Here is a 21,633-nt window from a genome sequence, read left to right as displayed (position 1 = left end):
ATGTAGGCCAACGCTATGACCTCAATTCGATGACCGTCTTGCCGATCCGAACAGGGACACCCAAATCAACCGGTAAAGCGCGGGTTAGCTGGCTGCCCGCCAGGAAGGTGCCGTTGGTGGAGCCGAGATCCTCAATGAACCAGCGGCTCCCCTGGGGAAACAACCGTGCGTGACGACCGGAGGCGTAGTCATCTTCGAGTACCAGGGTTGCCTCTTGTGCCCGCCCCAGCAGGATGGGACCCGAGGAAAGTTCGAGTGTGGTGCCTTCTAGGGGGCCCTCGGTGACGACCAGGGTGCGCGCTGTCACGCGGGGTGAAACCTCCTCGACCAGTTCGGGGTGCTTTCGCGCCTGGCGCGCTGAGGGGGTACCGAGGCGGTTTCGACTGCCTACCACGAGATCCCGTCGTAGGGCGCTGACTACGCTGATCACGAGAATCCAGATCAGGATCAGGAAGCCATACCGGAGCACAGCGAGTGTCAGTTCACTCAGTTCACTCATTCCTAGCGGCCACCGTTCGGGACCGGGATGAGTCGGAAGGTCATGCGCGTGCGGCCCATCGTGATGATCGATCCGTCAGTCAGGTCGGTTTTTCCTTGAACGCGCTGGCCGTTGACGTAGCTGCCATTGGTGGAGCCGAGGTCGACGGCCTGGGTGGTGCCACCCTGGGTGCGGATCTCCAGATGCTTCCGGGAGACTCCCGTGTCATCGACGAGAATATCTGCTTCTGAGGAGCGGCCAAGGATTATCGATCCGGCATTGAGTGAGTAGCGCTGGCCGTCGAGGTCAAGGACGGGCTGTAACCTGGTCGGCTGGCGGGTGGGAGCGTCGGGGGTTGCTGGTCGTCGCGGGCCATCCTGCTTCTCGGTCGCTGAATCAATCTCGAAAATCCCAGCTTTGAGGCTGGTGTCGCGAGTGAATGACACTTTGACAGCACCCCGCAGGGTGTAGCCCTGACTGTTGACGTGCTTGATGACGACGTCGCACAACTCTTCAGCGAGGGACGCGCCCCATTCCTGGGCCAGTACGAAATCAGACTCTGACAGCCGGGCCGTGAAGACGTTTGGCGCGAGGGTGCGGCCCTCTGTGAGTGTGATGGCTTTGTTGTCCAGTTCCCTCCGCAGGGCACTGGCTATCTCGACAGGTTGCACCTGGGATCGCGACCCGGTCGAGAAGGCGCCTCGGACAATCTTTTCCAATCCGCGTTCAACGTTATCCAAAATGCCCATTTGCTGCCTCCTCACCCATCGACTGGTTGGTTGGTCGGAACAGCCGCTCATAGCCCTCGTTGTGCACGAAGGCATGGTCGACGTACGACACGATCAGTTCGATACTACTGGGGACCTCTGGAAAAGGCCTTAACCACTCGTCGTGCATCAACCACCAGGAGATGACAATTCCGGCATCAGGACGGGTGCGACAGGGTACCCGTCCCAAACCCTGACTGCCGGGGAGGGCAGAGCGTTTAGGTGATTCAAGTGATGCTCCGTTATGCTTATTTCTGCTGTTCTCGGAGGTTTTCGAACGTTTGACGGAGAAATTCTGAGCGGTTGCGCGCGAGTGGCGGAACGGCAGACGCGCTGGCTTCAGGTGCCAGTATCCGAAAGGGTGTGGGGGTTCAAATCCCCCCTCGCGCACGGCTTAGACCCCCGGTTATCCGGGGGTCTTCTTCGTTAAGTCGCGAGTGTGGTAGTGAAATCCTGGTTGCTGTTGTTGTGGATCCGTGGCTGGGATTACTGGAAGTCCCGCGATTTGGTCGTTGCCTTCATCTTCAGTACTTCAAACTTGTCCGCCACAATATTCACCACACCCTCCGAAGATCGCTCCAGCATGCCACGGACCAGCACACCGCTTGCCTCCCGCGCGATGCGCCGGTAGCGCTGCCAGACTCCCACCGAGCAGATCACGTTCACCAGTCCCGTCTCATCCTCAAGGTTCATGAAGGTAATCCCGCTGGCAGTGGCCGGTCGTTGCCGGTGGGTGACCACACCGCCCACTTCAACCCTCCGTCCTGACTCAGCCTGCACCAGATCCGCGGCAGTCAGAACACCCCGCCTGGTCAGGGTTGATCTGAGGTGCCGTACAGGATGATCATCGGGGGTGATGCCGGTGGACCAGAGGTCAGAGGCGACCCGGTCAGCAGCAGTGAGGTCAGGGAATAGCGGAGGTTGGATATACACGGTGGTGCCCTTGAGTTGTCCAGCTCGTTCGGTCGCGGCGGGGCCGGCATTCCAGAGCGCTTCACGCTCGGTGAGCCCCATCGACTCGAATGCTCCCGCCGCTGCCAGCGATTCAAGCTGGGCGGCGTTGAGTTCAGTGCGCCGTACCAGGTCAGCCATATCCGCAAAAACACCGTTGCGAAGGCGCTCGGAGACAATCTGTTCTGCCACCCTGGCCCCGATGGACTGGACGCTATCCAGGCCCAACCGCACAGCAAAGGTGGCATCCCGCCGGTGCAGCGTCGAGTCGAAAGGGATCTTTCGGTCAAAAGGCCCAACAGGTGGTTGATGATGATCACAGCAGGCGTCCATCCCTGTGGCTGGTCCGATAGCAGCACCGGTATGTTCATCGAGGGGCTCAAGATCTGCATGCACTCCCGACTGCAGCAGATCCGGCCGAAGGACTGTCACCCCATGCCGGCGGGCATCCGCCACCAGGGTCTGCGGAGAATAGAATCCCATCGGCTGAGCCCGCAACAGTGAAGCGAGGAAGGCCCCGGGATAGTGCAATCTCAACCAGGCACTGACATACACCAGGAGGGCGAAGCTGATGGAGTGGCTCTCAGCAAAACCGAAATTGGCGAAGGCCTGGATTTTGAGGTAGATCGAATCAGCTGTCTCACCGGTAATGCCATTGGCTGCCATCCCTGCATACAGCTTGTCCCGCAGGGTATCAATGCGTTCAAGTCCTCGTTTGGACCCCATGGCCCTGCGTAGCTGGTCGGCGTCGGCCCCCGAACAGTTACCAACCACCATGGCCATCTGCATGAGTTGTTCCTGAAAGAGCGGTACCCCCAGGGTTCGTTCCAGTACGGGTTCCAGTTTGGGATGCAGGTAGGTGACGTCCTCCTCCTTCAACTTCCGTTTAATGTAGGGGTGGACGGCCCCACCCTGAATAGGCCCTGGCCGTACCAGTGCCACCTCAATCACCAGGTCATAAAACTCTCGCGGCTGGAGGCGGGGCAACATGCCCATCTGGGCACGACTCTCCACCTGGAACACGCCGATGGAATCGGCGAAGCAGAGCATGTCATAGACGCCCTGCTCTTCCTTCGGAATGCTGTGCAAATCCCACTTTTCACCAAAATGCTTCTCAGCCAGATCGAAGTTGTACTGGATGGCGGCGAGGATTCCTAGCCCCAGCAGGTCGAACTTCACCAACCCCATCCACGCACAGTCGTCCTTGTCCCACTGCAGGACGGTCCGGTTCTCCATCCGTCCATGCTCAATCGGGCAAACCTCGCCAACAGGCCGATCCGTGAGCACCATCCCCCCTGAATGGATGCCAAGGTGCCGCGGAAATTTCAGCACACTCTGAGCCAGGTTAACGACCGCCTCAGGGATGTCGTGGTCGTCGCTGGACACGAGCCCACCCCACCGTTCAATCTGTTTGGACCAGGCGTCCTGCTGCCCCGGGCTGTGGCCCAGAGCCTTGGCCATGTCACGGACAGCAAATTTGGGCCGGTAGGTGATCACGTTGGCTACCTGGGCGGCATTGAATCTGCCGTACTTGTTGTACACATATTGAATGACTTCCTCCCGCCGGTCGGAATCGAAATCGACGTCGATATCCGGTTCCTCATCACGCATGCTGGAAAGGAAACGCTCAAACGGCAGATTATACAGAATCGAATCCACAGCAGTGATTTCCAGCAGGTAGCAGACAGCCGAGTTGGCAGCCGAACCACGACCCTGGCAGAGAATCCCCTGGTTCCGGGCGAAGTGCACCAGGTCGTGAACAATCAGGAAGTAGCCGGGGAACTTCTTGTCCTCAATGACTCCAAGTTCCTTTTCGATCCGCTCCACCACATCACTGCGTCCTGGATAAAACTTGTCGGCACCCTGCCAGACCAGCTTCCGCAAGTAGCTCATCTGGGTATGCCCGTCCGGGAGGGTCAAATGAGGCAGCCCGGGCTTGACGCTCCGCAGCCTGAACGCAAGGTCGTCGGCAAGATCCACTGTTCGTTCGATGGCACCGGGATAAGCTGCAAACCGAGCAGCCATTTCTGCTCCGCTGCGTAGATGAGCAGTTCCTGCAGCGGGCAACCAACCGTTCATCTCATCGAGACTCCTTCGTGCACGCACGGCTGCCAGCGCCGTGGCCAGTTGGTGCTGAGCGGGTGAGGCATAGTGCACGTTGTTGGTGGCGATCACAGGAAGCCTCAGCCGGGCTGCCACAGCAGCCAGCGCATCGTTGAAAGCACTGTCCATCGGGTTTCCCTGGTCGGAGAGCTCAACAGCAACGTTGTCCTGCCCAAACAGCTCAACCAGGTGCCCGACGGCAGATCGGGCACCCCTCTCGCCATCACGCATCAGCGCTCGGCGGACAGTACCTTTTCGACAGCCGGTGAGGATCATCCAACTGTCTGACGCCCGCCCGGCCAACCCATCAAGGCTGTACAGCGGTTTCCCTTTCTCTGCGCCCTCGGCCAATTGTGCAGTGGTGATGGCGCCAGCCAGCCTCCGGTATCCCTCTGCGCCCCGGGCGAGGACCAGTAGGTGGCTGCCTTCCGGATCGGGCTCACCGTTTTGGGGTTTCTGCAGATCCAGGGACAGTTCAGTGCCATAAACAGTGCTCAACTGTGGGTATTTTTCGGCGGCTTCGGCAAGGTGAACCACCCCGTAGAGGCCGTCATGATCGGTCAACGCCAGACCATGCAGCCGCAGCCGGTGGGCTTCCTCAACTAATTGTTCGGGACTTGACGCACCGTCGAGAAAGCTGAAGTTTGAGTGAACGTGAAGTTCCGCATAGGGCACCAGGGGGCCGGTTGGCTCAGGAAGCTCTGCGTCGGGTGCCCGGTACGGTTGGCGTTTCGGTGACCAGGCAGGGCTGTCCCCGCCGTCAGCACCCACGGGTGGCGCACCAGGACGACTGTGGTCAGAGAGGGTTCGCTCAAACTCCGACCACGAGATGGGCGGATTACTCCATCCCATGGCTACCCCACCGTTTCCTCGCAGGCATAGCCCTAGTCATAGCTGGCCTCAGCCCACCAGCGGTGATCCTCGAGCAGCAGTAACCAGGCTGCACCTGTGCTATCCACGAGCTGGAAACGGTTGAGCACGCGGCTTGCTGAATCCCACCATCGTTCACTGATGGGCCAGGGCCCGGCCCAGTGCTGCACCGTGCGTTGGCCGGTGGTTGTTCCTGGTGCAGCGAACCGTACGGGGGTGCTGGTAAGCATTCCTCGGGTGTCAACGTCAACGGTGCACCCTGCAACATCCTGAACGAGCACCTCAAGGGGAGTGTCGAAGACGGTGGCCGGTGCTGGGCCCGGCAACCGTCCAGGCCAGGGTTGGCCCTGTTGGGACTTTGCCGTTGCCGGATGACTGGTTGATGAGTCACCCCACGGGATGAACACCCTGCGGTCCTTGAGCATCCTGCCCCCTGCAACTATCGCAGTGAGCACTGCTCCGTGGCCCAGCATGCTTTGCACGCGGGCCAGCCCATGGTGGATGCTTTCATCGGGTCCGGTGCCCCATAGCCCGTCCGCGTGGTCGCCGAGATCCTCAACAGTGTCAGGAATTGTTTGTACCCGGGTGATGCCTGATTGCAGTCCGTGTTCAATCAGCCCGCCACCTTGCAGCTGCCACCTGACGCGATCGAGGACGTCGTCAGCATCAAACCATCGAGGGTGCCGCCAGAGCCGGTCAGACACTTCGCCGGATTCGGAGTGCAGTACCACCCGCACCGCGGTACACACGAAACCGGTCTCGCGAAGGCGGTCAACAAAGCGGTCAGCAGCGGTACGGAAAGCGAAAGCAAGTTCATCAATTCGAGTCAGGGCCGGTTCGAAGTCGACGACGACATCGAGTTCAGGTGGGGGCTTTCGGGCCACGACAGTGCGGTGGTCGAGCCCGCTGGCTTTGCGGTGCGCGAGGGCTCCCTCGACGCCGAACCGGTTGCGGATGTCACCGGAATCCAATCCGGCAAAGTCGCCTAGAGTCCTGATTCCCAACCGTCGCAGCAGGACTGCGAGTTTGGGTTCACCAAGCACCTCCAAGGGGAACGTGCTCAGGAAGTGTGGTGATTCACCGGGTGGGACAACCCAGATGGGGTCCTGTTCAGCACCCTCAAGAACTTCTGTGGCACGGGCTGCATGCTCAGCTGCGAACGGTGAATCGGCGACACCAATCCTTGCGGTGTTCAGACCAAACGAAGCGAGCGTGGTGAGAAGTACCGACCCTGCGGGAGCCTCGCCGCCGTAGTACCTGCTGGGTCCCTGGGCGTGGATGGCGCAAAGCCCCGGGCGTACCACCTGGACCCCCGGCATGATCTTTTCAATACCGGCGACTACTGGTTCAAAGACCCGTACATCGAGGTCCGGAGCATAGCGTTCGACGACGAGTTCAGGGCACCGTGCCTGGGCTTCACGGACCCTTAACCCACGTTTTACTCCTTCGGCCCGCGCCGAAGGGGAACAGGCGAACACCTTGCCCTTGTCAATAAGCGCAAGGGGAGCATTGACTGGAACGTCAAGTTCACGAAGGGCAGCGGTAATCGGCCAATCTGGGATCCAGAGCATCATGATTCTGGTGGCGTTCTGCCGGGGTGGTTGAGGAGGTGCCTGCAGCTTCATGAGGCGTTCACCACCTGGGGAATAAAGGGCTGTCTCTCATTACCGCTACCAACACCGGGGAACTGGGCCCACGTGCTTTGCCGCAGTTCGGTCAGAGAGAGTTCCGAGCTCCGGGAGCGGCCAGTGTGTCCCGTGGCGGTGACCTTCAACCTACGGGTCTGGAGGTGTCCCGACCCGGATCCCAAGCCTCCCCACCTGTTTTCTGACACGCTGAGTACGGCTTCGCTCTGCGGCCAGGTACCCAGGGTGATCAAGGCTGCTCCGCGCTGCCGCAGCCGTGCCCTGAGCCGTGCCGCATCTGAACCAGTAATAGTTGATGGTGCCTTGGTCAGAATGACTGACACCACGTCCACCATTGCTGCTGTGACTGCTAGCCATTGGCCATCCAGATGGGGAATGAGGATCAGGCGATCCAGATCAATACCCAGGTTTGCTGCCGCCTCAACGTTGAAGTCGGGGATACCGATGACGCTGCACCAGGCGCCAGAGCCTGATGGGCCAGCTAGCAAGGCCATCGCCAGTGTGGTGGAGTTTTCAACCGAGTAGGCGGCACCAGCCATCAGACCACCGCCAGGGAGGATTCGTCCGAGAGAGGGAATGGTGGGCAACCGCCGGGAGCCCAGCCGGCTGCCCTGCATCTGATTGATCTTCTCCTGCAGCCCTGATTCGCTGCGGGATTTACCAGCGGTTTCGGGTACCAGCATGTCCTGATCCGGGGCGTATCCCGGAGACATCACAGGGCTGGTTGCTGGTGCGCTCACCCTTTAATTTTCGAATATATGTTCGATTAAGTCAATCGGTTGTTCGGCCCTTCAAACCTCCTGAACATACGGTTTGGAGGTCCCTCGGAGTACCCTATCCTCATGTGCGGACGTTTTGTGGTGGCGGGATCTGACCAGGACCTCATCGACCTGTTTGACGTTGACTTTGTTGATCAGGAGCTGCCGGAACCCTCCTACAATGTTGCTCCCACAGACACCGTCCGGCTTCTGCTGGAGCGACTGGAGGATACCGGTGGTCATCCTGCCAGACGCTTGACCACCGCCCGGTGGGGGCTGGTGCCGTCCTGGCTGAAAGACCCAAAGAAGGGCCCACCCCTGATCAACGCCAGGGCTGAAACTATCCTTGAGAAACCCTCCTTCCGCACCGCTGCTTCACGTCGCCGGGGCATCGTGATGGCCAACGGCTATTACGAGTGGGAAAAGGGGCCGGATGGCAAAATACCTACCTACCTTCACGGCCAGACCAACGACATGCTAGCCTTCGCAGCCCTGTATGAATACTGGCCAGACCCAACACTTCCGGATGATCATCAAGACAAATGGCTGCGCAGCTGCACCATTATCACCACCACAGCCAGTGACACGCTCGGCCATATTCACGACCGAACACCGCTCATTCTCCCCCCGGATCTCTACTCAGAATGGCTGAATCCACGAATGACCAGTAGCGCTGACGTGCGGACACTGATCGACGCCATTCCTGAACCTCAACTCGTGCCCCGCGTCGTCGGAGACGCCGTCGGATCGGTCCGCAATAACGGGCCGCAGCTGATTGAGCCCGCCGCTTGATGACGGTCTCAGCAGTCTCCGATCCCGCAACCCCACAGTTCTCGGTTCTCGTACTCAGCGCCAACCGGGACCACCACCTCGCCAATCTGGTGGCGGGTCTTAATCGTTCAACCCTGCAGCCCACTGAGCTGGTGGTCGCCTACATGGGCCAGCCAAACCCCGCGCCACTGGTCTCAATGATTCCTCAGCGGATTGTCCACCTTCCAGCGTCGGCAACCGGCGCCCTCAACCTTGCTGCCGCCCGCAACGCGGCTGCCGCGGCAGCTTCGACTGACACCCTCATCTTCCTGGACGTGGACTGCATCCCGGCCAGCACGTTGTGCGAAACCCTACACCGGGACCTGGCGGACGCCGGGGGGCTTGTCATGGCCCAGCCCCGCTACCTGAGTGCCGCAGGATTCCCCAGGCACGACGGCGATGCAGGGCTGATGCGCGCCTCGATCCCGCACCGAGCGCGGAAGTCGCTGGCGCCGGCGGCGGGCGCATCACCTGCCCGCACCGACCGCTATGAGCTGTTCTGGTCCCTGGGTTTTACTGTCACGGCAGACGATTTCGGACGGATCGGCGGATTCGATGAGGCGTTCACCGGGTATGGCGGGGAAGACACAGATTTTTCCTTCACCGCCCGGGACCGTGGCGTGACACTCTCGTTCTCCAACGCCACGATGTTTCACCAGCATCACGGGGTCACCCGCCCCCCGCTGCAGCACTTCTCCGATATCGTTGCCAACAGCCTCGTGTTCTACCGGAAACGGGGGGTGTGGCCGATGACCGGGTGGTTGACTGCCTTCGCCGACGCCGGGTACATCGCCTGGGCCGCCGACGGCAACACGGTTGACGTGCTTAGACAGCCCACCGCGGGTGAGGTTGCAGCGGCACAGGTGAATGCACCGTACTAAGCACCTGACGCCGAGGCCCTGGACACCAGGTCAAGAAACCGGTCGCTGAAGGTGTCGCGGCTGACAAACAGGGCCGCCCCCAGCGCTCCGGCATCAGATCCCACAGCCTGGCGCAGGAGCTCCGGCCACGCTGCAGCTGACCAGATCTCAGCCAGCGGGATTCCGGCTGACCTGTTCAGAGCGCGGGCAAAGGCAGTCTGCTCTCCGAAAGGCCGCGCCTCTGGCACCAGGATGGTGGGCCGGCTGGCAGCGGCCGCCGCCGCGACGGCGTGGTATCCGGCGGACGTGACGATGAGATCCGCCGCCGCCAACTCCGGGCGCGGGTCCCCGACAACGCCGAGCAGGCGCACATTCGGTGGCAGGTTGGCGCTGCCGGAGCTGAGACCCACCACATTCCACTGCCATTCGGGGGATGATCGTGCAGCTCTGGCGATCTCCGTGACGCTCACCCCGCTGCCCCCGAGGCTGGTCTGGACGGTAATGACCTTCCCGCCAGCGGGGACGGTCCTGGCAGCGGCAGAACCTGGTGGTTCGAGCATCCCCAGATACTGCGTCCGGTCTCCGTATGCCTCATGATAGGTGGCATCCTCCAGGGTTTGAGGATAGTAGGCGAACAGCCCGGTGGCGGCAGCGTAGGCGCTCTGATGTGCCACGTCCGAACGGTCACCGGGCATCCGCCGGTAAAGGACCGGATATCCGCAGAGCCGGGCGAAGACTGCGGCCTCGGCGGAGACGTCGATGATCACCACCTGGGGATCGAAGTCCTGCCAGGCAGCATGCAGCTGGGAAAACCGGTCCCTGATAGTTGAGGTGGTGGGTGCGTAGTGCAGAAACGGTTCAGGGGGCACCGGGTAGGGCTCGCCGTTGGGCCGGATATCAGCGGCGAGCTGGGCAAAGCGGGTGTGCGGGATGCCGCTCAGTCCTGGCGGTTCGGTGGAGCCGGTGACCAGGAGATCGACTACCTGCAACCGTGCGATAGCCAAGGCGTGGCGCAGGTGTCCGGATCCGTGATGATGGGTGTAATAGGCAACGCGGGGGAGGGCCATCGGTACCCTAGGACGCCAGTATCTCGGCATCGGTCAGCAGGCCCTGGCCCACCAACTCCCCGAGATGCTTTTCGTAGCTGGTGATCATCACCTCGGCGGCGAACCGCGACGCGGAGGCCCGTACCTCCACGCTATCTGCGTGGCGGGCTTGTTCGATGGCCACCGCCAGGTCGGCTGCCGCGAACCCCCTGGCGACCACCCCGGCCCGCTCGTCAATAATTTCGGCCATCGCGCCGCAGGGCAGAGCAGCCACCGGTGTACCGCAGGCCATCGCTTCGACGGTGCTCAGTCCGAAGGGTTCTGCCCATAACGGTGAGGAGATGAACACGGCACCCGAGCTGAGGAACGACGCCAGCTGGCCGTGGTCGAGGTGGCCAACATGTTGTACCGATTCGCTGAGCAGCGGAGCGATGGTCCGGTCGAAATAATCCTGATCGCTGATGGGACCAGCAAAACGGATGCGCATCCCGGCGAGGGCAGCAGCTTCGATTGCCACGTGCAGGCCCTTCTCGGGGGTGATCCGGCCGGACCAGACAGCCGTGTTGGGCCGTCGTCGGGCCAGACCTGCAGTGCGCCATTCTTCGAGGCGGATTCCGTTGTGAACCACGTTGATGTTCCGCAGGTGGGTTCTCCACTGCAGCGCGTTGGCCGCCGACACGCTGACAAACTTTTGCCGCGGGGTGGGGGTGTAGCCAGCCGCGTCAAAGACGTCGGTCACCCGTGGGAGTGGTGGGGTGTGAAGGATGGTCAGCATGGGCTGGCGCGGCGGATCGGCATGCGGCAGTGGGCTGAGCGAGTTATTGATGACGACGTCGAACTCGCCCTCGTTGACTCGGGCGAGAGTCAGACGCTGCGCATTGTCGAGGAGGTGCGTCTGAGCATCGCGATCAGGGCCGTCAAGATACTTGGTGAAGGTGAATCCGGCGTTCAGGACGGGCACCACTGTGCCCGGCCCCCGACTGCCGTCCTTGGCGAACAAGGTCACTGAATGGCCTCGAGCTGTCAGCTCTTCGGTCAGCAGGGCGGTATGCATCTCCAGCCCGCCGGGATAGGGGCTGGCTATCGGATGGTGCAGGTGTGCCATGACGGCAATGGTGAGCGGTTGCGCAAGCAGCATAAAAGTAAGTATGCTTCATTTCCGTGAAAAGTCGACACGGAATGAGGAACGAGATCTACTGGGCGGATTTCTCCGCATGAAGATTTTTGGTGATCAGGTCCTGTTTACGGACCGCTGCATGGGTTGAGCGTTCAGCGACCAGCCACGCTGGCGGCTCCTGCAAAAGGGCAGTGATGTCAGTGGTGGAGAGCGGTTCAGTGACTCCCCCACGGGCAAGACCGCTGATGGAGATACCGAGCTTCTGCGCCACTACGGGGCGGGGATGGGGCCCGCTGCGGCGAAGTTCAGCGAGCCACTCAGGAGGATTCTGCTGCAGTTCGTTGAACTCGGCGCGGGTGACGTCAGTGTCCTGGAACTCCTGTGGAGCGGCTGGCAGGTAGATTCCCAGTTTCTTTGCCGCTGTAGCGGGCTTCATGGTCTGGGGGCTTTTCGCGGGGGTCATTCCTCAACCCTAGCTCCCCCCGCCGCCTCCGACCCGCCCTGGGTTCGCATTCGTGCGAAGAAGGCGGCAAGCTCGGTCGTCGCTGTGAGCGGTAGCACGTGGGCCACGTACTGGTCCGGACGGACGACGACGACGACGCCCTCCCGGTCCAGCCCGCGCAGTTCGTAAATGTCCTGGTCGGGGTCGACACCGAATACCTTTTCCAGGTAGTCCAGTTTGAACGGCCCCACCCGGGGTTTGAACACCGCCGGCACGGCGTTGATGTCGAGGCTCCGGTGGTCCTGCTGGTAGATCACTTTGACGTCGAACCACGCGTCCTGGTCCGCGCCCCCGGGGGTCACCATGAGAGGAGAATCCGGCGAGGATTCCAACCAGTTGGCCAAAGTGGCGGCCTTCGACTGAGTGCCCGGAAGGGCCGCATCGGCGAAGACATAGATCCGCCACCGCCCGTCGGCCGTCGCCTGGTGGCCAAGCTGAAGCGGGTTGGTATCGCAGACGCGCACTACTGGCGCTGACTTGAAACGTTTGCCGATAGGGAACCCGGCGGCGAGCTCCTGGTGAGTTGCCTCGCCGACAATCATGGAGGGCGTGTACTCGGTCATGAATCCGGCCGGAAACTCCATGGTGCTGGTATAAAAGTTCTCCAGTTCAGTCGGATCCTCAAATTCCTCGGGTTTCTTGGCCATCAGGGAGGACCACTGCCTGTCGAAGTCGATCAGGTTCTTCGCTACGACCTGCCGCTCGGCGGAATAGGTCGACAACAGACTGTCAGGGCTGCGGCCCTCCAGGACGTGCCCCAGCTTCCAGGCGATGTTGAACCCGTCCTGCATGGAGACGTTCATTCCCTGGCCGGCTTTTGCGCTGTGCGTGTGGCAGGCGTCCCCGGTGATGAAGACCCGGGGGCTGCGGGTGCCGAGCTCCTCGGGGCGGACGTCGTCGAACCGGTCAGTCAGGCGGTGGCCTACCTCATAGACGCTATGCCAGGCGACGTTCCGGACGTTCAGCGTGTAGGGGTGAAGGATGGCGTTGGCTTTCGCGATGATCTGTTCGACTGTGGTGCTGCGGATTTCGCCCGTGGTGTGGGTGTCGACGTCGCCAAGATCCACATACATGCGGAAGAGATGGCCACCTTCCCGGGGAATGAGGAGGATGCTCCCTCCAGCGCCTGACTGGATGGCGCACTTCAACCTGATGTCGGGGAAGTCAGTCGTGGCGAGCACATCCATGACACCCCAGGCGTGATTCGCCGCTTCTCCGGCGAGCGTGCAGCCGATGGCGGTCCGCACTTTGCTGCGGGCACCGTCTGCGCCGATCACGTATCTCGCCCGTACTGACCGTTGCGTGCCTTCGAGCGGTCCGGTGGTGTGGGTGAGCGTGACGGCGACGGGGTATTCGCCCTCGCTGGAGACTTCCAGGCCGGTGAACTCCAGGCCGTAGTCAGGTTTCATGCGGGTGGGGGAGTGCGCCATGACCTCGGCGAAGTAGTCGAGGACCCGTGCCTGGTTGACGATGAGATGCGGGAATTCGCTGACGCCGGCCGGGTCGTCGAGCGGTCGGGCGGTCCTGATGATGCGTGACGGGTCCGCCGGGTTGGGCTTCCAGAACGCCATCTCGGTGATCCGATATGCCTCTGCGATGATCCGTTCAGCAAATCCGAACGCCTGAAAGGTCTCAACACTGCGTGCCTGGATGCCGTCGGCCTGCCCGATCGCGAGTCGGTCGGGCCGCCGCTCAACTATGCGGGTAGTGATACTCGGGAATTGGGACAACTGGGCAGCCGCGAGCATTCCAGCCGGACCGCTGCCGATGATCAGCACGTCGACCTCATCGGGAAGGTCGTCGGGACGATTGACGCCGACGCCGGCAACGGCCTGAACCCGCGGGTCACCTGAAACGTAGCCGTGATGGTGAAAATGCACGGTTTTCCTCACTCACTTCGTTGTGAAAGCTCGACGGCCAGCAAAATCTGTTCTCTATGCGAACAGGTCCTCCGATAATCGAATGACGTTCCTCGAACTGTACGACGGGCCTGACGCAGGACACAACGATCCCAGCCCCACAGGGAAGGGTTGACGTGCCCCTCGCCACGGATGATAGTTGATCGTATACGATTTCATACATTAAGTACTGATGGAGTTGCGGAGCGTGCGCGCAGCACAGCTCTGCAGAACGATGAGGAGAAACGCGGTATGAGCCTTCAGTCCCAGACTCAGACGGTGAGCGCTGAACTGCTGGCCCGCACCCGCAAGGTTGTTGCAGTCCACATCAACTACCCAAGCCGCGCTGCCCAGCGCGGTCGCACGCCACTGAAGCCGTCCTACTTCCTGAAGCCGTCGACGTCGCTCGCGCTCGGATCAATTGATGCTCCAGGCACCGTCGAGCGGCCGCTAGGGTGTGAATTGCTCGGGTTTGAGGGCGAAATCGCCCTGATTATCGGCACGACGGCACGCAGGGTTGCGCTCGACGACGCCTGGAGCCATGTCGCCTGGGTGACGGCGAGCAACGATTTGGGGGTTTACGACCTTCGGTACGCCGACAAGGGGTCGAACGTCCGCTCCAAGGGGGGCGATGGCTTCACTCCCCTCGGTCCGCGCCTGATTCCCGCTGGCGAGGTGGACCCCGCCGCGCTGCGGGTGCGCACCTGGCATAACGGCACCCTCATGCAGGATGACACCACCGAAGAGCTCCTGTTTCCTTTCCCCCAGCTGGTCGCCGACCTGACCCAGCTCCTCACCCTTGAGGAAGGCGACATCATCCTGACCGGCACCCCGGCGGGCGCGTCGGTGGCCCACCCCGGGGACACGATCGACATTGAGGTCACCGGGGGCACCCACAGCAGCGGCCGGTTGAGCACCCGGGTGGTCGAGGGAACGACGCCGTTCGCCGACTTTGGTGCCCGGCCCGAAACCGATGACACCCAGCGCGAGGAAGCCTACGGATCGCGGGAGGCGGCCGGGTTGGAACCGCTCGGTCACGCTTTGCCGCCGGAACTGAAGAAAAAGCTCGAGAGTGTTGCGACCGCCACCCTGTCCTCCCAGTTACGGAAGCGTGGCCTGAATAACGTGAGCATTGACGGGCTTCAGGCCACCCGCCCGGAGCGCCGCGTGGTGGGACTGGCCCGCACACTGCGTTTCGTTCCCAACCGGGAGGACCTTTTCGCATCACATGGTGGCGGGTTCAACGCCCAGAAGCGCGCCATTGACTCGGTGAACGACGGCGAAATCCTCGTCATGGAGGCGCGCGGCGAAAAGGGCACCGGAACAGTGGGGGACATCCTGGCCATGCGCGCCCAGGTGCGGGGGGCGGCGGCCATCATCACCGACGGCGGGGTGCGCGACTACTCAGCGGTGGCCGACCTCGACATGCCCACCTACTTCGCCAACCCGCACCCTGCGGTGCTGGGCCGGCGACACGTCCCGTGGGACACGGACATCACCATCGCGTGCGGCGGGACGACAGTCCAACCCGGTGACATCATCGTGGCCGATTCGGATGGCATCCTCGTGATTCCGCCGGGTCTTGCCGAGGAGCTCGTCGACGATTGCATCCTGCAGGAGCAGGAGGAGACCTTCATTTTCGAGATGGTCAAACAGGGAAACGGCGTCGACGGGCTATACCCGATGAACGCCGATTGGAAGGCCAAGTACGTGCAGTGGGTTGCCGCGGGAGCAACACGTGACTGACGCCGTCGTCGTAGCGTCGCCCCTGATGCAGGGTGGCGAGGTCACGCCGGAAAGCAAGTCCGAGCGGGCCTACACTGCGATCAAGGCGCGCATCATCGAAGGTTCCGTCACGCCTGGCTATCGTCTGGTGCTGGCGAAGATCGCCGGGGACCTTGGGGTCAGTGTGGTTCCGGTCCGGGAGGCAATCCGGCGGCTTGAGGCCGAAGGGTTGGTGACGTTCGAACGCAATGTCGGTGCCACCGTCTCCGGGATCGACCCGACCGAGTACCTCTACACCATGCAGACCCTGAGCATCATTGAGGGTGCCGCGACCGCACTGTCTGCGCCGTCGATCGATTCGGTGGCGATTGCCCGCGCCCGCGCGGTGAATACCCAGATGCGCGACTGCCTTGCCCATTTCGATCCGGTCCGGTTTACGGCACTGAACCAGGAGTTCCACAGCATACTGTTTGAGCACTGCCCCAACCCGCACATTCTTGACCTGGTGCACCGGGGCTGGGACCGGCTGGCCACGTTGCGGTCCTCGACCTTCAGGTTTGTCCCGGCACGTGCCAGGGAGTCGGTCCTGGAACATGATGCCCTCCTGCGCCTTATCGAATCGGGCGCCGACGCCGAGACGATCGAGGGTGCGGCGCGTCGGCACCGGACGGGAACCCTCAACGCTTACCTGGCCCAAACGCCAGTTTCCGCCGAATCAGTTCCGCACAGCACTCAGGAAGAGAACCAATGACGTCCACTGTCCCTAAAATCAGCTACTACGTCCCCGAGAACCTGCCTACCCACATCCAGCACTACATCAACGGGGTATTCGTCGATTCGGTGGGCGGCGCGACCTTCGACGTGCTGGATCCGGTATCCAACACCACCTACGCCACCGCAGCCGCAGGGCAACGGGAGGACATCGACCTCGCCGTGGCCGCCGCGCGCACGGCGTTCAGTCATGGCCCCTGGCCGCGGATGAAACCACGGGAACGCGCGCGGGTCCTCAACAGGATCGCCGACGCCGTCGAGGCGCAGGAATCGCGCCTCGCCGATCTCGAAAGTTTCGACACTGGCCTGCCCATTACCCAGGCCAAGGGCCAGGCCCTGCGGGCCGCCGAGAACTTCCGCTTCTTCGCGGATCTCATCGTGGCCCAGTTCGACGACGCCATGAAGGTGCCGGGCTCCCAGATCAACTACGTGAACCGGAAGCCCATCGGCGTCGCCGGGTTGATCACACCCTGGAACACCCCCTTCATGCTCGAATCCTGGAAACTCGCCCCGGCCCTGGCCACCGGCAACACCGTGGTCCTCAAACCCGCCGAGTTCACACCACTTTCAGCGTCCCTGTGGGCCCAGATCTTCAAGGACGCCGGGCTGCCCGACGGCGTATTCAACCTGGTCAACGGGCTCGGCGAGGAGGCGGGGGACGCGCTGGTCAAACACGCCGATGTTCCGCTGATCTCCTTCACCGGCGAGACCACCACGGGTCAGACTATTTTCCGGAACGCGGCGACACACCTCAAGGGCCTGTCCATGGAACTTGGCGGGAAGTCGCCGTGTGTCATCTTCGCCGACGCGGACCTCGACGCTGCTCTTGATTCGGCTCTCTTCGGTGTCTTCTCGCTCAACGGTGAACGCTGCACCGCAGGCTCCCGCATCCTGGTGGAACGCGGCATCTACGACGAGTTCTGCGAAAGGTACGCTGCGAGGGCGAGGGCCATCGTCGTCGGCGACCCCCATGACCCCAGGACCGAGGTGGGCGCCCTGGTCCACCCCGAGCACTATGAGAAGGTCGCCTCCTACGTCGAGCTCGGGAAGTCGGAGGGCCGGTTGCTGGCCGGTGGTGGCCGTCCGCCACATCTCCCCGAGGGCAACTACATTGCGCCGACGGTGTTCGCCGATGTCGCCCCGGAAGCGCGAATCTTCCAGGAAGAAATCTTCGGACCCGTCGTCGCCATCACCCCGTTTGAGAACGACGACGAAGCGCTCGCGCTCGCCAACAACACTAAATACGGGCTCGCCGCCTACATCTGGACGCAAAACCTGACCCGGGCCCACACCTTTTCCCAGAACATGGAGGCCGGCATGGTGTGGTTGAACAGCCACAACGTGCGTGACCTCCGCACCCCGTTCGGAGGGGTGAAGGCGTCGGGTCTGGGCCACGAGGGCGGTTACCGTTCAATCGACTTCTATACCGACCAGCAGGCAGTCCACATCAGCCTCGGCGCCGTCCACACCCCAAAGTTCGGCGACACTTCCACCGCGCATAACCTCTAAAAGCCCTGCTACCTTTCGTCTTGCTCAACGAAGAGAGACCATCATGACCAACTTTGTCCCCACTCCCAGCGTCCCGGCACCGGACATTGTCCGGTGCGCCTACATGGAAATTGTTGTCACTGACCTCGTGAGGTCGCGGGAGTTTTATGTCGACATCCTTGGCCTGCACGTGACCGAGGAAGACGACGGCACCATTTACCTGCGGTCGCTGGAGGAGTTTATTCACCACAACCTGGTGCTGCGCCAGGGTCCCGTGGCTGCCGTCGCCGCCTTCGCCTACCGGGTGAAGTCTCCGGCCGAGGTGGATGCCGCCGAGGCGTATTACACGGAGCTGGGCTGCCGTACCGAGCGGCGCAAAGACGGGTTCACGAAGGGCGTCGGCGATTCTGTCCGGGTGGAGGACCCGTTGGGCTTCCCCTATGAGTTTTTCTACGAGGTTGAGCACGTTGAACGCCTCACTCAACGCTACGACCTCTACTCCGCTGGGGAACTGGTGCGCCTTGACCATTTCAACCAGGTCACTCCCGATGTGCCGCGCGGACGCAAATACCTTGAGGACCTGGGCTTCCGGGTTTCGGAGGACATCCAGGATTCCGACGGCGTGAGTTACGCGGTCTGGATGCACCGCAAGCAGACGGTGCATGACACGGCCCTGACCGGTGGCAACGGTCCGCGGATGCATCACGTCGCGTTTGCCACCCACGAGAAGCACAACATCATCCAGATCTGCGACAAGATGGGCGCTCTGCGCATCTCCGACCGGATTGAACGCGGCCCCGGGCGGCACGGCGTCTCCAACGCTTTCTACCTGTACATTCTGGACCCCGACGGGCATCGGATCGAGATCTACACCCAGGATTACTACACGGGTGACCCGGACAATCCCACTGTCACCTGGGACGTCCACGACAATCAGCGCCGCGACTGGTGGGGCAACGCCGTCGTCCCGTCCTGGTACAGCGAAGCCTCACTGGTGCTTGACCTCGACGGCAATCCTCAGCCCGTCGTCGTCCGTGAGGAAAAAAGCGAGATGGCGGTGACGGTGGGCGCCGACGGCTTCTCCTACACCCGCCAGGAGGGCGATAGTATTGCCCAGGGATTCAAGCTGGGAGCGCAGCTGTAGCCATGCTTGACGCCACAACCATTGAAGCTATCGCCGATGAACTGGTGAAGGCCGGCCGCAGCCGCACCCCGATTCCGCGCCTCACTGCCCGGTATCCCGACATGACGGTCGACGACGCCTACGCCGTCCAGCAGCTGTGGCGCCAGCGCAACGAAGCTGCCGGACGCAGGCTGGTGGGACGCAAGATTGGCCTCACCTCCAGGGCCATGCAGGCCGCCACCGGCATCACCGAACCGGACTACGGGGCCATTTTCGATGACATGGTGCTGGACACCGGTTGCTCGGTGGACTGGGACCGATACACCCATCCGCGGGTCGAGGTGGAGCTGGCGTTTGTGCTGAAGACTGATCTGTCCGGTCCTGGCTGCACCATCTTCGACGTCCTGAACGCCACCGACTACGTGGTTCCGGCCCTGGAGATCCTCGATTCCCGGATCGAGATGGAGGGCAGGACCATTGTGGACACCATCTCGGACAACGCGGCGATGGGGGCCATGGTGGTGGGCGGCCGCCCGGTGAAGCCCGACGCCGTCGATCTCCGCTGGATCGCCGCCATCCTCTATAAGAACCAGACAGTCGAGGAGACCGGCGTCGCCGCAGGGGTGCTCGACCACCCGGCTGCCGGCGTCCGCTGGCTGGCCAACAAGATTGCCGCCCATGGCGATAGCCTGAAGGCCGGGGACATTATCCTTGCTGGCTCCTTCACGCGACCACTGTGGGTTCAGAAGGGCGACACCATCCACGCCGACTACGGACCGCTGGGAGCTGTAACATGCCACTTCCGCTAGAGACCACGTTTCGTGAAGCGCTCGCAGGGGCGGATCGCCCGTTGGCGGGCATGTGGGTGTGCTCGGGAAGTCCGCTGATCGCCGAGCTCTGCGCCGGGGCCGGCCTGGACTGGCTCCTCATCGACGCCGAGCACAGCCCGAACGGGCTCGAATCCATCCTTGCTCAACTCCAGGCCGTGCACGGCTACCCGGTCCACGCGATGGTCCGTCCGCCAGTGAACGACACCGTACTGATCAAGCAGTACCTTGACCTCGGGGTGCAGAACCTCTTGATCCCGATGGTTCATTCGGTGGCTGACGCTGAAGCCGCCGTGACAGCCACCCGGTACCCACCGGAGGGGGTCCGCGGCGTCGGCTCGGCGCTGGCCCGCGGAGCCCGGTGGAACCGTGTCCCCGACTATCTTTCCCGCGCCGGCGAAACCATCAGCGTGACGGTGCAGGTCGAGTCGGTTGCCGCCGTCGATGCCGTCGAGGCTGTCCTGGCCGTCGACGGTGTTGACGCGATCTTCGTGGGCCCTGCCGACCTTGCTGCTTCCCTGGGGGTGCTCGGGCAGCAGGAACATCCCCGCGTGCGGGCCGCCGTCGAGCACTGTCTTTCGGCGGCTCAGAAGGCTGGGAAACCGGCTGGAGTGAACGCCTTCAACCCCGATACTGCACGCCACTATCTGGATCGTGGTGCCAGTTTCATTCTGGTGGGTGCCGACGTCGCGCTGTTGGCGCGGGGTTCGGAGGCCCTGGCAGCTCAGTTCGTTCCCGTGTCCGACGGCGATTCTCCCGCCAGCTACTGAACCTCCTGTCCAATCGGCCGAGGTAGGGGTCCGGCGGACGCGCTCGTGGGTTAGTGTGATCAGGTGTCCGAGCCCCAGCCCAGCGTCCTCACCGTCGGTTTTGTCCCAGGTGTGACCCCCGGCAAATGGGTCAGCAGGTGGCGCGAGAGGCATCCGGCTAAACCGCTGGAGACCGTCGAGTACGAAGTTGCCAGCCAGGAGCTTGCCCTCCGTGACGGCACTGTAGACCTTGGTTTTGTCCGCCTACCGGTGGAGCGCGAGGGTCTCAGCGTCATCCCGCTCTACGAGGAACAGCCAGTGGTGGTAGCGGGCAAGGACCACGAACTGTCGCTGTTTGATGAGGTGCCATTCGCTGAACTGGCCGAGGAGAACCTGCTTGAGGTCGGCGCGAACGGTGGGGAGAAGGGTGCCATCGAACTGGCGGCGACGGGCGCCGGCGTGGTGATTGTGCCCATGTCGATTGCCCGCCTCTACACCCGCAGGGACGCAATCTATCGTCCGGTGCTGGATGTACCAGCCACCACCATCGCCGTAACCTGGTTGGCCGACAATCTTTCCGAAGACATCGAGGAATTCATTGGCATTGTCAGGGGGCGCACCGAGCATAGTTCACGGCAGCCTTCGGCCAGGGAACCGGCAAAGAAGGAAAAGAAGGCGCTGAAAGCAGCGGTCAAGAAGCAACCTTCGGCAGGGTCCGCGAAGCCCGGCCAGAAGGCTGGCGGGACCAAGCGATCGTCAGCAGGCGGCAAGAAACAAACCCCGCGCGGTCGAAAGCCCGGTGCGGGCGGGCGTGGCCGACGCTAGCCGGTGCAGACCCCTGTTTGCTGACCCCGAACTCCCCAGCCCCTTCCCTTTCGCAGAACCGTGAGGTCTGGTGGGTGATCTTGTGAGTCGCCCGATCTGACGCCTCGGTGGGTGGGTTGTGGGGTTTCGTGCACGCCCCCTGTGGGCTGTGACCGGGCCGCGAAAAATAGTTCAAAATTCTTTTCCGGGTGCCTTCCTGCGGACCTTGTTTTGTCAGTGCCCGATGATGGAATGAAGGTATGAAAAGCAGTACAGCTTCTCCTACCGGAAAGGGATACCCTCCCGAATCCGGCCCGGACTCCGGCTCCAGTAGAGGGCC

At 62.4% G+C, this 21,633-nt stretch carries 18 protein-coding genes and 1 tRNA gene; 10 read left to right on the top strand and 9 right to left on the bottom strand.

The genetic code is table 11. From position 1 onward, the window contains the following. Positions 1 to 13: 13 nt before the first annotated feature. Both ACX80O_RS04760 and ACX80O_RS04755 read right to left on the bottom strand, forming a co-directional pair. Positions 14 to 499: an FHA domain-containing protein FhaB/FipA gene (locus tag ACX80O_RS04760; protein WP_459332714.1), complete on the bottom strand. Its 486-nt coding sequence runs from the start codon at positions 497 to 499 to the stop codon at positions 14 to 16. Positions 500 to 501: 2 nt separating this feature from the next. Then, positions 502 to 1,227 (bottom strand): FHA domain-containing protein, encoded by a 726-nt coding sequence (locus ACX80O_RS04755; RefSeq protein WP_459307458.1) that lies wholly within the window; start codon positions 1,225 to 1,227, stop codon positions 502 to 504. 325 nt (positions 1,228 to 1,552) lie between these two features. On the opposite strand from ACX80O_RS04755, the gene ACX80O_RS04750 reads away from it, so the two are divergent. Further along, positions 1,553 to 1,635 (top strand) — tRNA-Leu (locus ACX80O_RS04750). A 96-nt stretch (positions 1,636 to 1,731) separates the two neighbouring features. Here the strand turns inward: ACX80O_RS04750 and ACX80O_RS04745 are convergent. Genes ACX80O_RS04745 through imuA' form a run of 3 tightly spaced genes read right to left on the bottom strand, consistent with a single transcriptional unit; the run spans position 1,732 to position 7,555 of the window. After that, positions 1,732 to 5,151, bottom strand: a complete 3,420-nt coding sequence (locus ACX80O_RS04745) for an error-prone DNA polymerase (protein WP_459332713.1) — start codon at positions 5,149 to 5,151, stop codon at positions 1,732 to 1,734. Positions 5,152 to 5,183: 32 nt separating this feature from the next. After that, complete coding sequence (locus ACX80O_RS04740) at positions 5,184 to 6,794, bottom strand: DNA polymerase Y family protein (RefSeq protein WP_459332712.1); 1,611 nt, start codon at positions 6,792 to 6,794, stop codon at positions 5,184 to 5,186. Next, complete coding sequence (gene imuA', locus ACX80O_RS04735; protein WP_459307455.1) at positions 6,791 to 7,555, bottom strand: DnaE2-dependent mutagenesis accessory factor ImuA'; 765 nt, start codon at positions 7,553 to 7,555, stop codon at positions 6,791 to 6,793. The genes ACX80O_RS04740 and imuA' overlap by 4 nt, the downstream gene beginning before the upstream one ends. A gap of 102 nt (positions 7,556 to 7,657) precedes the next feature. On the opposite strand from imuA', the gene ACX80O_RS04730 reads away from it, so the two are divergent. Together ACX80O_RS04730 and ACX80O_RS04725 are read left to right on the top strand one after the other, a co-directional pair. Then, positions 7,658 to 8,365: an SOS response-associated peptidase gene (locus ACX80O_RS04730; RefSeq protein WP_459307454.1), complete on the top strand. Its 708-nt coding sequence runs from the start codon at positions 7,658 to 7,660 to the stop codon at positions 8,363 to 8,365. Then, a complete protein-coding gene (locus tag ACX80O_RS04725) occupies positions 8,365 to 9,264 on the top strand; it encodes a glycosyltransferase family 2 protein (protein WP_459307453.1) in 900 nt (299 codons plus the stop codon). Before ACX80O_RS04730 ends, ACX80O_RS04725 begins: the two co-directional genes overlap by 1 nt. Here the strand turns inward: ACX80O_RS04725 and ACX80O_RS04720 are convergent. The 4 genes from ACX80O_RS04720 to ACX80O_RS04705 are packed head-to-tail and all read right to left on the bottom strand — an operon-like array spanning position 9,261 to position 13,788. Beyond that, positions 9,261 to 10,310: a glycosyl transferase gene (locus tag ACX80O_RS04720; RefSeq protein ID WP_459332711.1), complete on the bottom strand. Its 1,050-nt coding sequence runs from the start codon at positions 10,308 to 10,310 to the stop codon at positions 9,261 to 9,263. The two genes, ACX80O_RS04725 and ACX80O_RS04720, sit on opposite strands and share 4 nt — an antisense overlap. Positions 10,311 to 10,317: 7 nt before the next feature. Beyond that, positions 10,318 to 11,427 (bottom strand): glycosyltransferase, encoded by a 1,110-nt coding sequence (locus tag ACX80O_RS04715; RefSeq protein ID WP_459307451.1) that lies wholly within the window; start codon positions 11,425 to 11,427, stop codon positions 10,318 to 10,320. Between the two features lie 55 nt (positions 11,428 to 11,482). Continuing rightward, positions 11,483 to 11,869, bottom strand: coding sequence for a DUF5997 family protein (locus ACX80O_RS04710; protein WP_459307450.1), 387 nt, complete (start codon positions 11,867 to 11,869; stop codon positions 11,483 to 11,485). After that, positions 11,866 to 13,788 carry an FAD-binding monooxygenase gene (locus tag ACX80O_RS04705; RefSeq protein WP_459332710.1) on the bottom strand — a complete coding sequence of 641 codons (1,923 nt, stop codon included), beginning with the start codon at positions 13,786 to 13,788 and terminating at the stop codon, positions 11,866 to 11,868. Before ACX80O_RS04705 ends, ACX80O_RS04710 begins: the two co-directional genes overlap by 4 nt. A 270-nt stretch (positions 13,789 to 14,058) precedes the next feature. On the opposite strand from ACX80O_RS04705, the gene ACX80O_RS04700 reads away from it, so the two are divergent. The 7 genes from ACX80O_RS04700 to ACX80O_RS04670 all read left to right on the top strand — a co-directional run bounded on the left by ACX80O_RS04700 (position 14,059) and on the right by ACX80O_RS04670 (position 21,314). After that, positions 14,059 to 15,552, top strand: coding sequence for a fumarylacetoacetate hydrolase family protein (locus tag ACX80O_RS04700; RefSeq protein WP_459332709.1), 1,494 nt, complete (start codon positions 14,059 to 14,061; stop codon positions 15,550 to 15,552). 25 nt (positions 15,553 to 15,577) lie between these two features. Further along, on the top strand, positions 15,578 to 16,282 hold the full coding sequence (locus tag ACX80O_RS04695) for a GntR family transcriptional regulator (RefSeq protein WP_459332812.1): 705 nt from the start codon (positions 15,578 to 15,580) through the stop codon (positions 16,280 to 16,282). Beyond that, positions 16,279 to 17,811, top strand: coding sequence for a 5-carboxymethyl-2-hydroxymuconate semialdehyde dehydrogenase (gene hpaE, locus ACX80O_RS04690; protein ID WP_459332708.1), 1,533 nt, complete (start codon positions 16,279 to 16,281; stop codon positions 17,809 to 17,811). Before ACX80O_RS04695 ends, hpaE begins: the two co-directional genes overlap by 4 nt. 43 nt (positions 17,812 to 17,854) lie before the next feature. Beyond that, a complete protein-coding gene (gene hpaD / locus ACX80O_RS04685) occupies positions 17,855 to 18,934 on the top strand; it encodes a 3,4-dihydroxyphenylacetate 2,3-dioxygenase (protein WP_459332707.1) in 1,080 nt (359 codons plus the stop codon). A gap of 2 nt (positions 18,935 to 18,936) precedes the next feature. Next, positions 18,937 to 19,722: a 2-oxo-hept-4-ene-1,7-dioate hydratase gene (hpaH, locus tag ACX80O_RS04680; RefSeq protein WP_459332706.1), complete on the top strand. Its 786-nt coding sequence runs from the start codon at positions 18,937 to 18,939 to the stop codon at positions 19,720 to 19,722. After that, complete coding sequence (locus ACX80O_RS04675) at positions 19,707 to 20,510, top strand: HpcH/HpaI aldolase family protein (protein ID WP_459332705.1); 804 nt, start codon at positions 19,707 to 19,709, stop codon at positions 20,508 to 20,510. Before hpaH ends, ACX80O_RS04675 begins: the two co-directional genes overlap by 16 nt. Before the next feature lie 63 nt (positions 20,511 to 20,573). Beyond that, on the top strand, positions 20,574 to 21,314 hold the full coding sequence (locus tag ACX80O_RS04670; RefSeq protein WP_459332704.1) for a LysR family substrate-binding domain-containing protein: 741 nt from the start codon (positions 20,574 to 20,576) through the stop codon (positions 21,312 to 21,314). Positions 21,315 to 21,633 lie beyond the last annotated feature (319 nt).

This window comes from Arthrobacter glycogeni, assembly GCF_054511155.1.
Note: the sequence above shows the minus strand (reverse complement) of the source record. Positions and strands in the feature narration are given on the sequence as shown.

What these genes read in the sequence shown, in the direction of transcription:
- ACX80O_RS04760 (WP_459332714.1), bottom strand. Translation starts at nt 499, where the DNA reads ATGAGTGAACTGAGTGAACTGACACTCGCTGTGCTCCGGTATGGCTTC.
- ACX80O_RS04755 (WP_459307458.1), bottom strand. Translation starts at nt 1,227, where the DNA reads ATGGGCATTTTGGATAACGTTGAACGCGGATTGGAAAAGATTGTCCGA.
- ACX80O_RS04745 (WP_459332713.1), bottom strand. Translation starts at nt 5,151, where the DNA reads ATGGGATGGAGTAATCCGCCCATCTCGTGGTCGGAGTTTGAGCGAACC.
- ACX80O_RS04740 (WP_459332712.1), bottom strand. Translation starts at nt 6,794, where the DNA reads ATGAAGCTGCAGGCACCTCCTCAACCACCCCGGCAGAACGCCACCAGA.
- ACX80O_RS04730 (WP_459307454.1), top strand. Translation starts at nt 7,658, where the DNA reads ATGTGCGGACGTTTTGTGGTGGCGGGATCTGACCAGGACCTCATCGAC.
- ACX80O_RS04725 (WP_459307453.1), top strand. Translation starts at nt 8,365, where the DNA reads ATGACGGTCTCAGCAGTCTCCGATCCCGCAACCCCACAGTTCTCGGTT.
- ACX80O_RS04720 (WP_459332711.1), bottom strand. Translation starts at nt 10,310, where the DNA reads ATGGCCCTCCCCCGCGTTGCCTATTACACCCATCATCACGGATCCGGA.
- ACX80O_RS04715 (WP_459307451.1), bottom strand. Translation starts at nt 11,427, where the DNA reads ATGCTGCTTGCGCAACCGCTCACCATTGCCGTCATGGCACACCTGCAC.
- ACX80O_RS04710 (WP_459307450.1), bottom strand. Translation starts at nt 11,869, where the DNA reads ATGACCCCCGCGAAAAGCCCCCAGACCATGAAGCCCGCTACAGCGGCA.
- ACX80O_RS04700 (WP_459332709.1), top strand. Translation starts at nt 14,059, where the DNA reads ATGAGCCTTCAGTCCCAGACTCAGACGGTGAGCGCTGAACTGCTGGCC.
- ACX80O_RS04695 (WP_459332812.1), top strand. Translation starts at nt 15,578, where the DNA reads ATGCAGGGTGGCGAGGTCACGCCGGAAAGCAAGTCCGAGCGGGCCTAC.
- hpaE (WP_459332708.1), top strand. Translation starts at nt 16,279, where the DNA reads ATGACGTCCACTGTCCCTAAAATCAGCTACTACGTCCCCGAGAACCTG.
- hpaD (WP_459332707.1), top strand. Translation starts at nt 17,855, where the DNA reads ATGACCAACTTTGTCCCCACTCCCAGCGTCCCGGCACCGGACATTGTC.
- hpaH (WP_459332706.1), top strand. Translation starts at nt 18,937, where the DNA reads ATGCTTGACGCCACAACCATTGAAGCTATCGCCGATGAACTGGTGAAG.
- ACX80O_RS04675 (WP_459332705.1), top strand. Translation starts at nt 19,707, where the DNA reads ATGCCACTTCCGCTAGAGACCACGTTTCGTGAAGCGCTCGCAGGGGCG.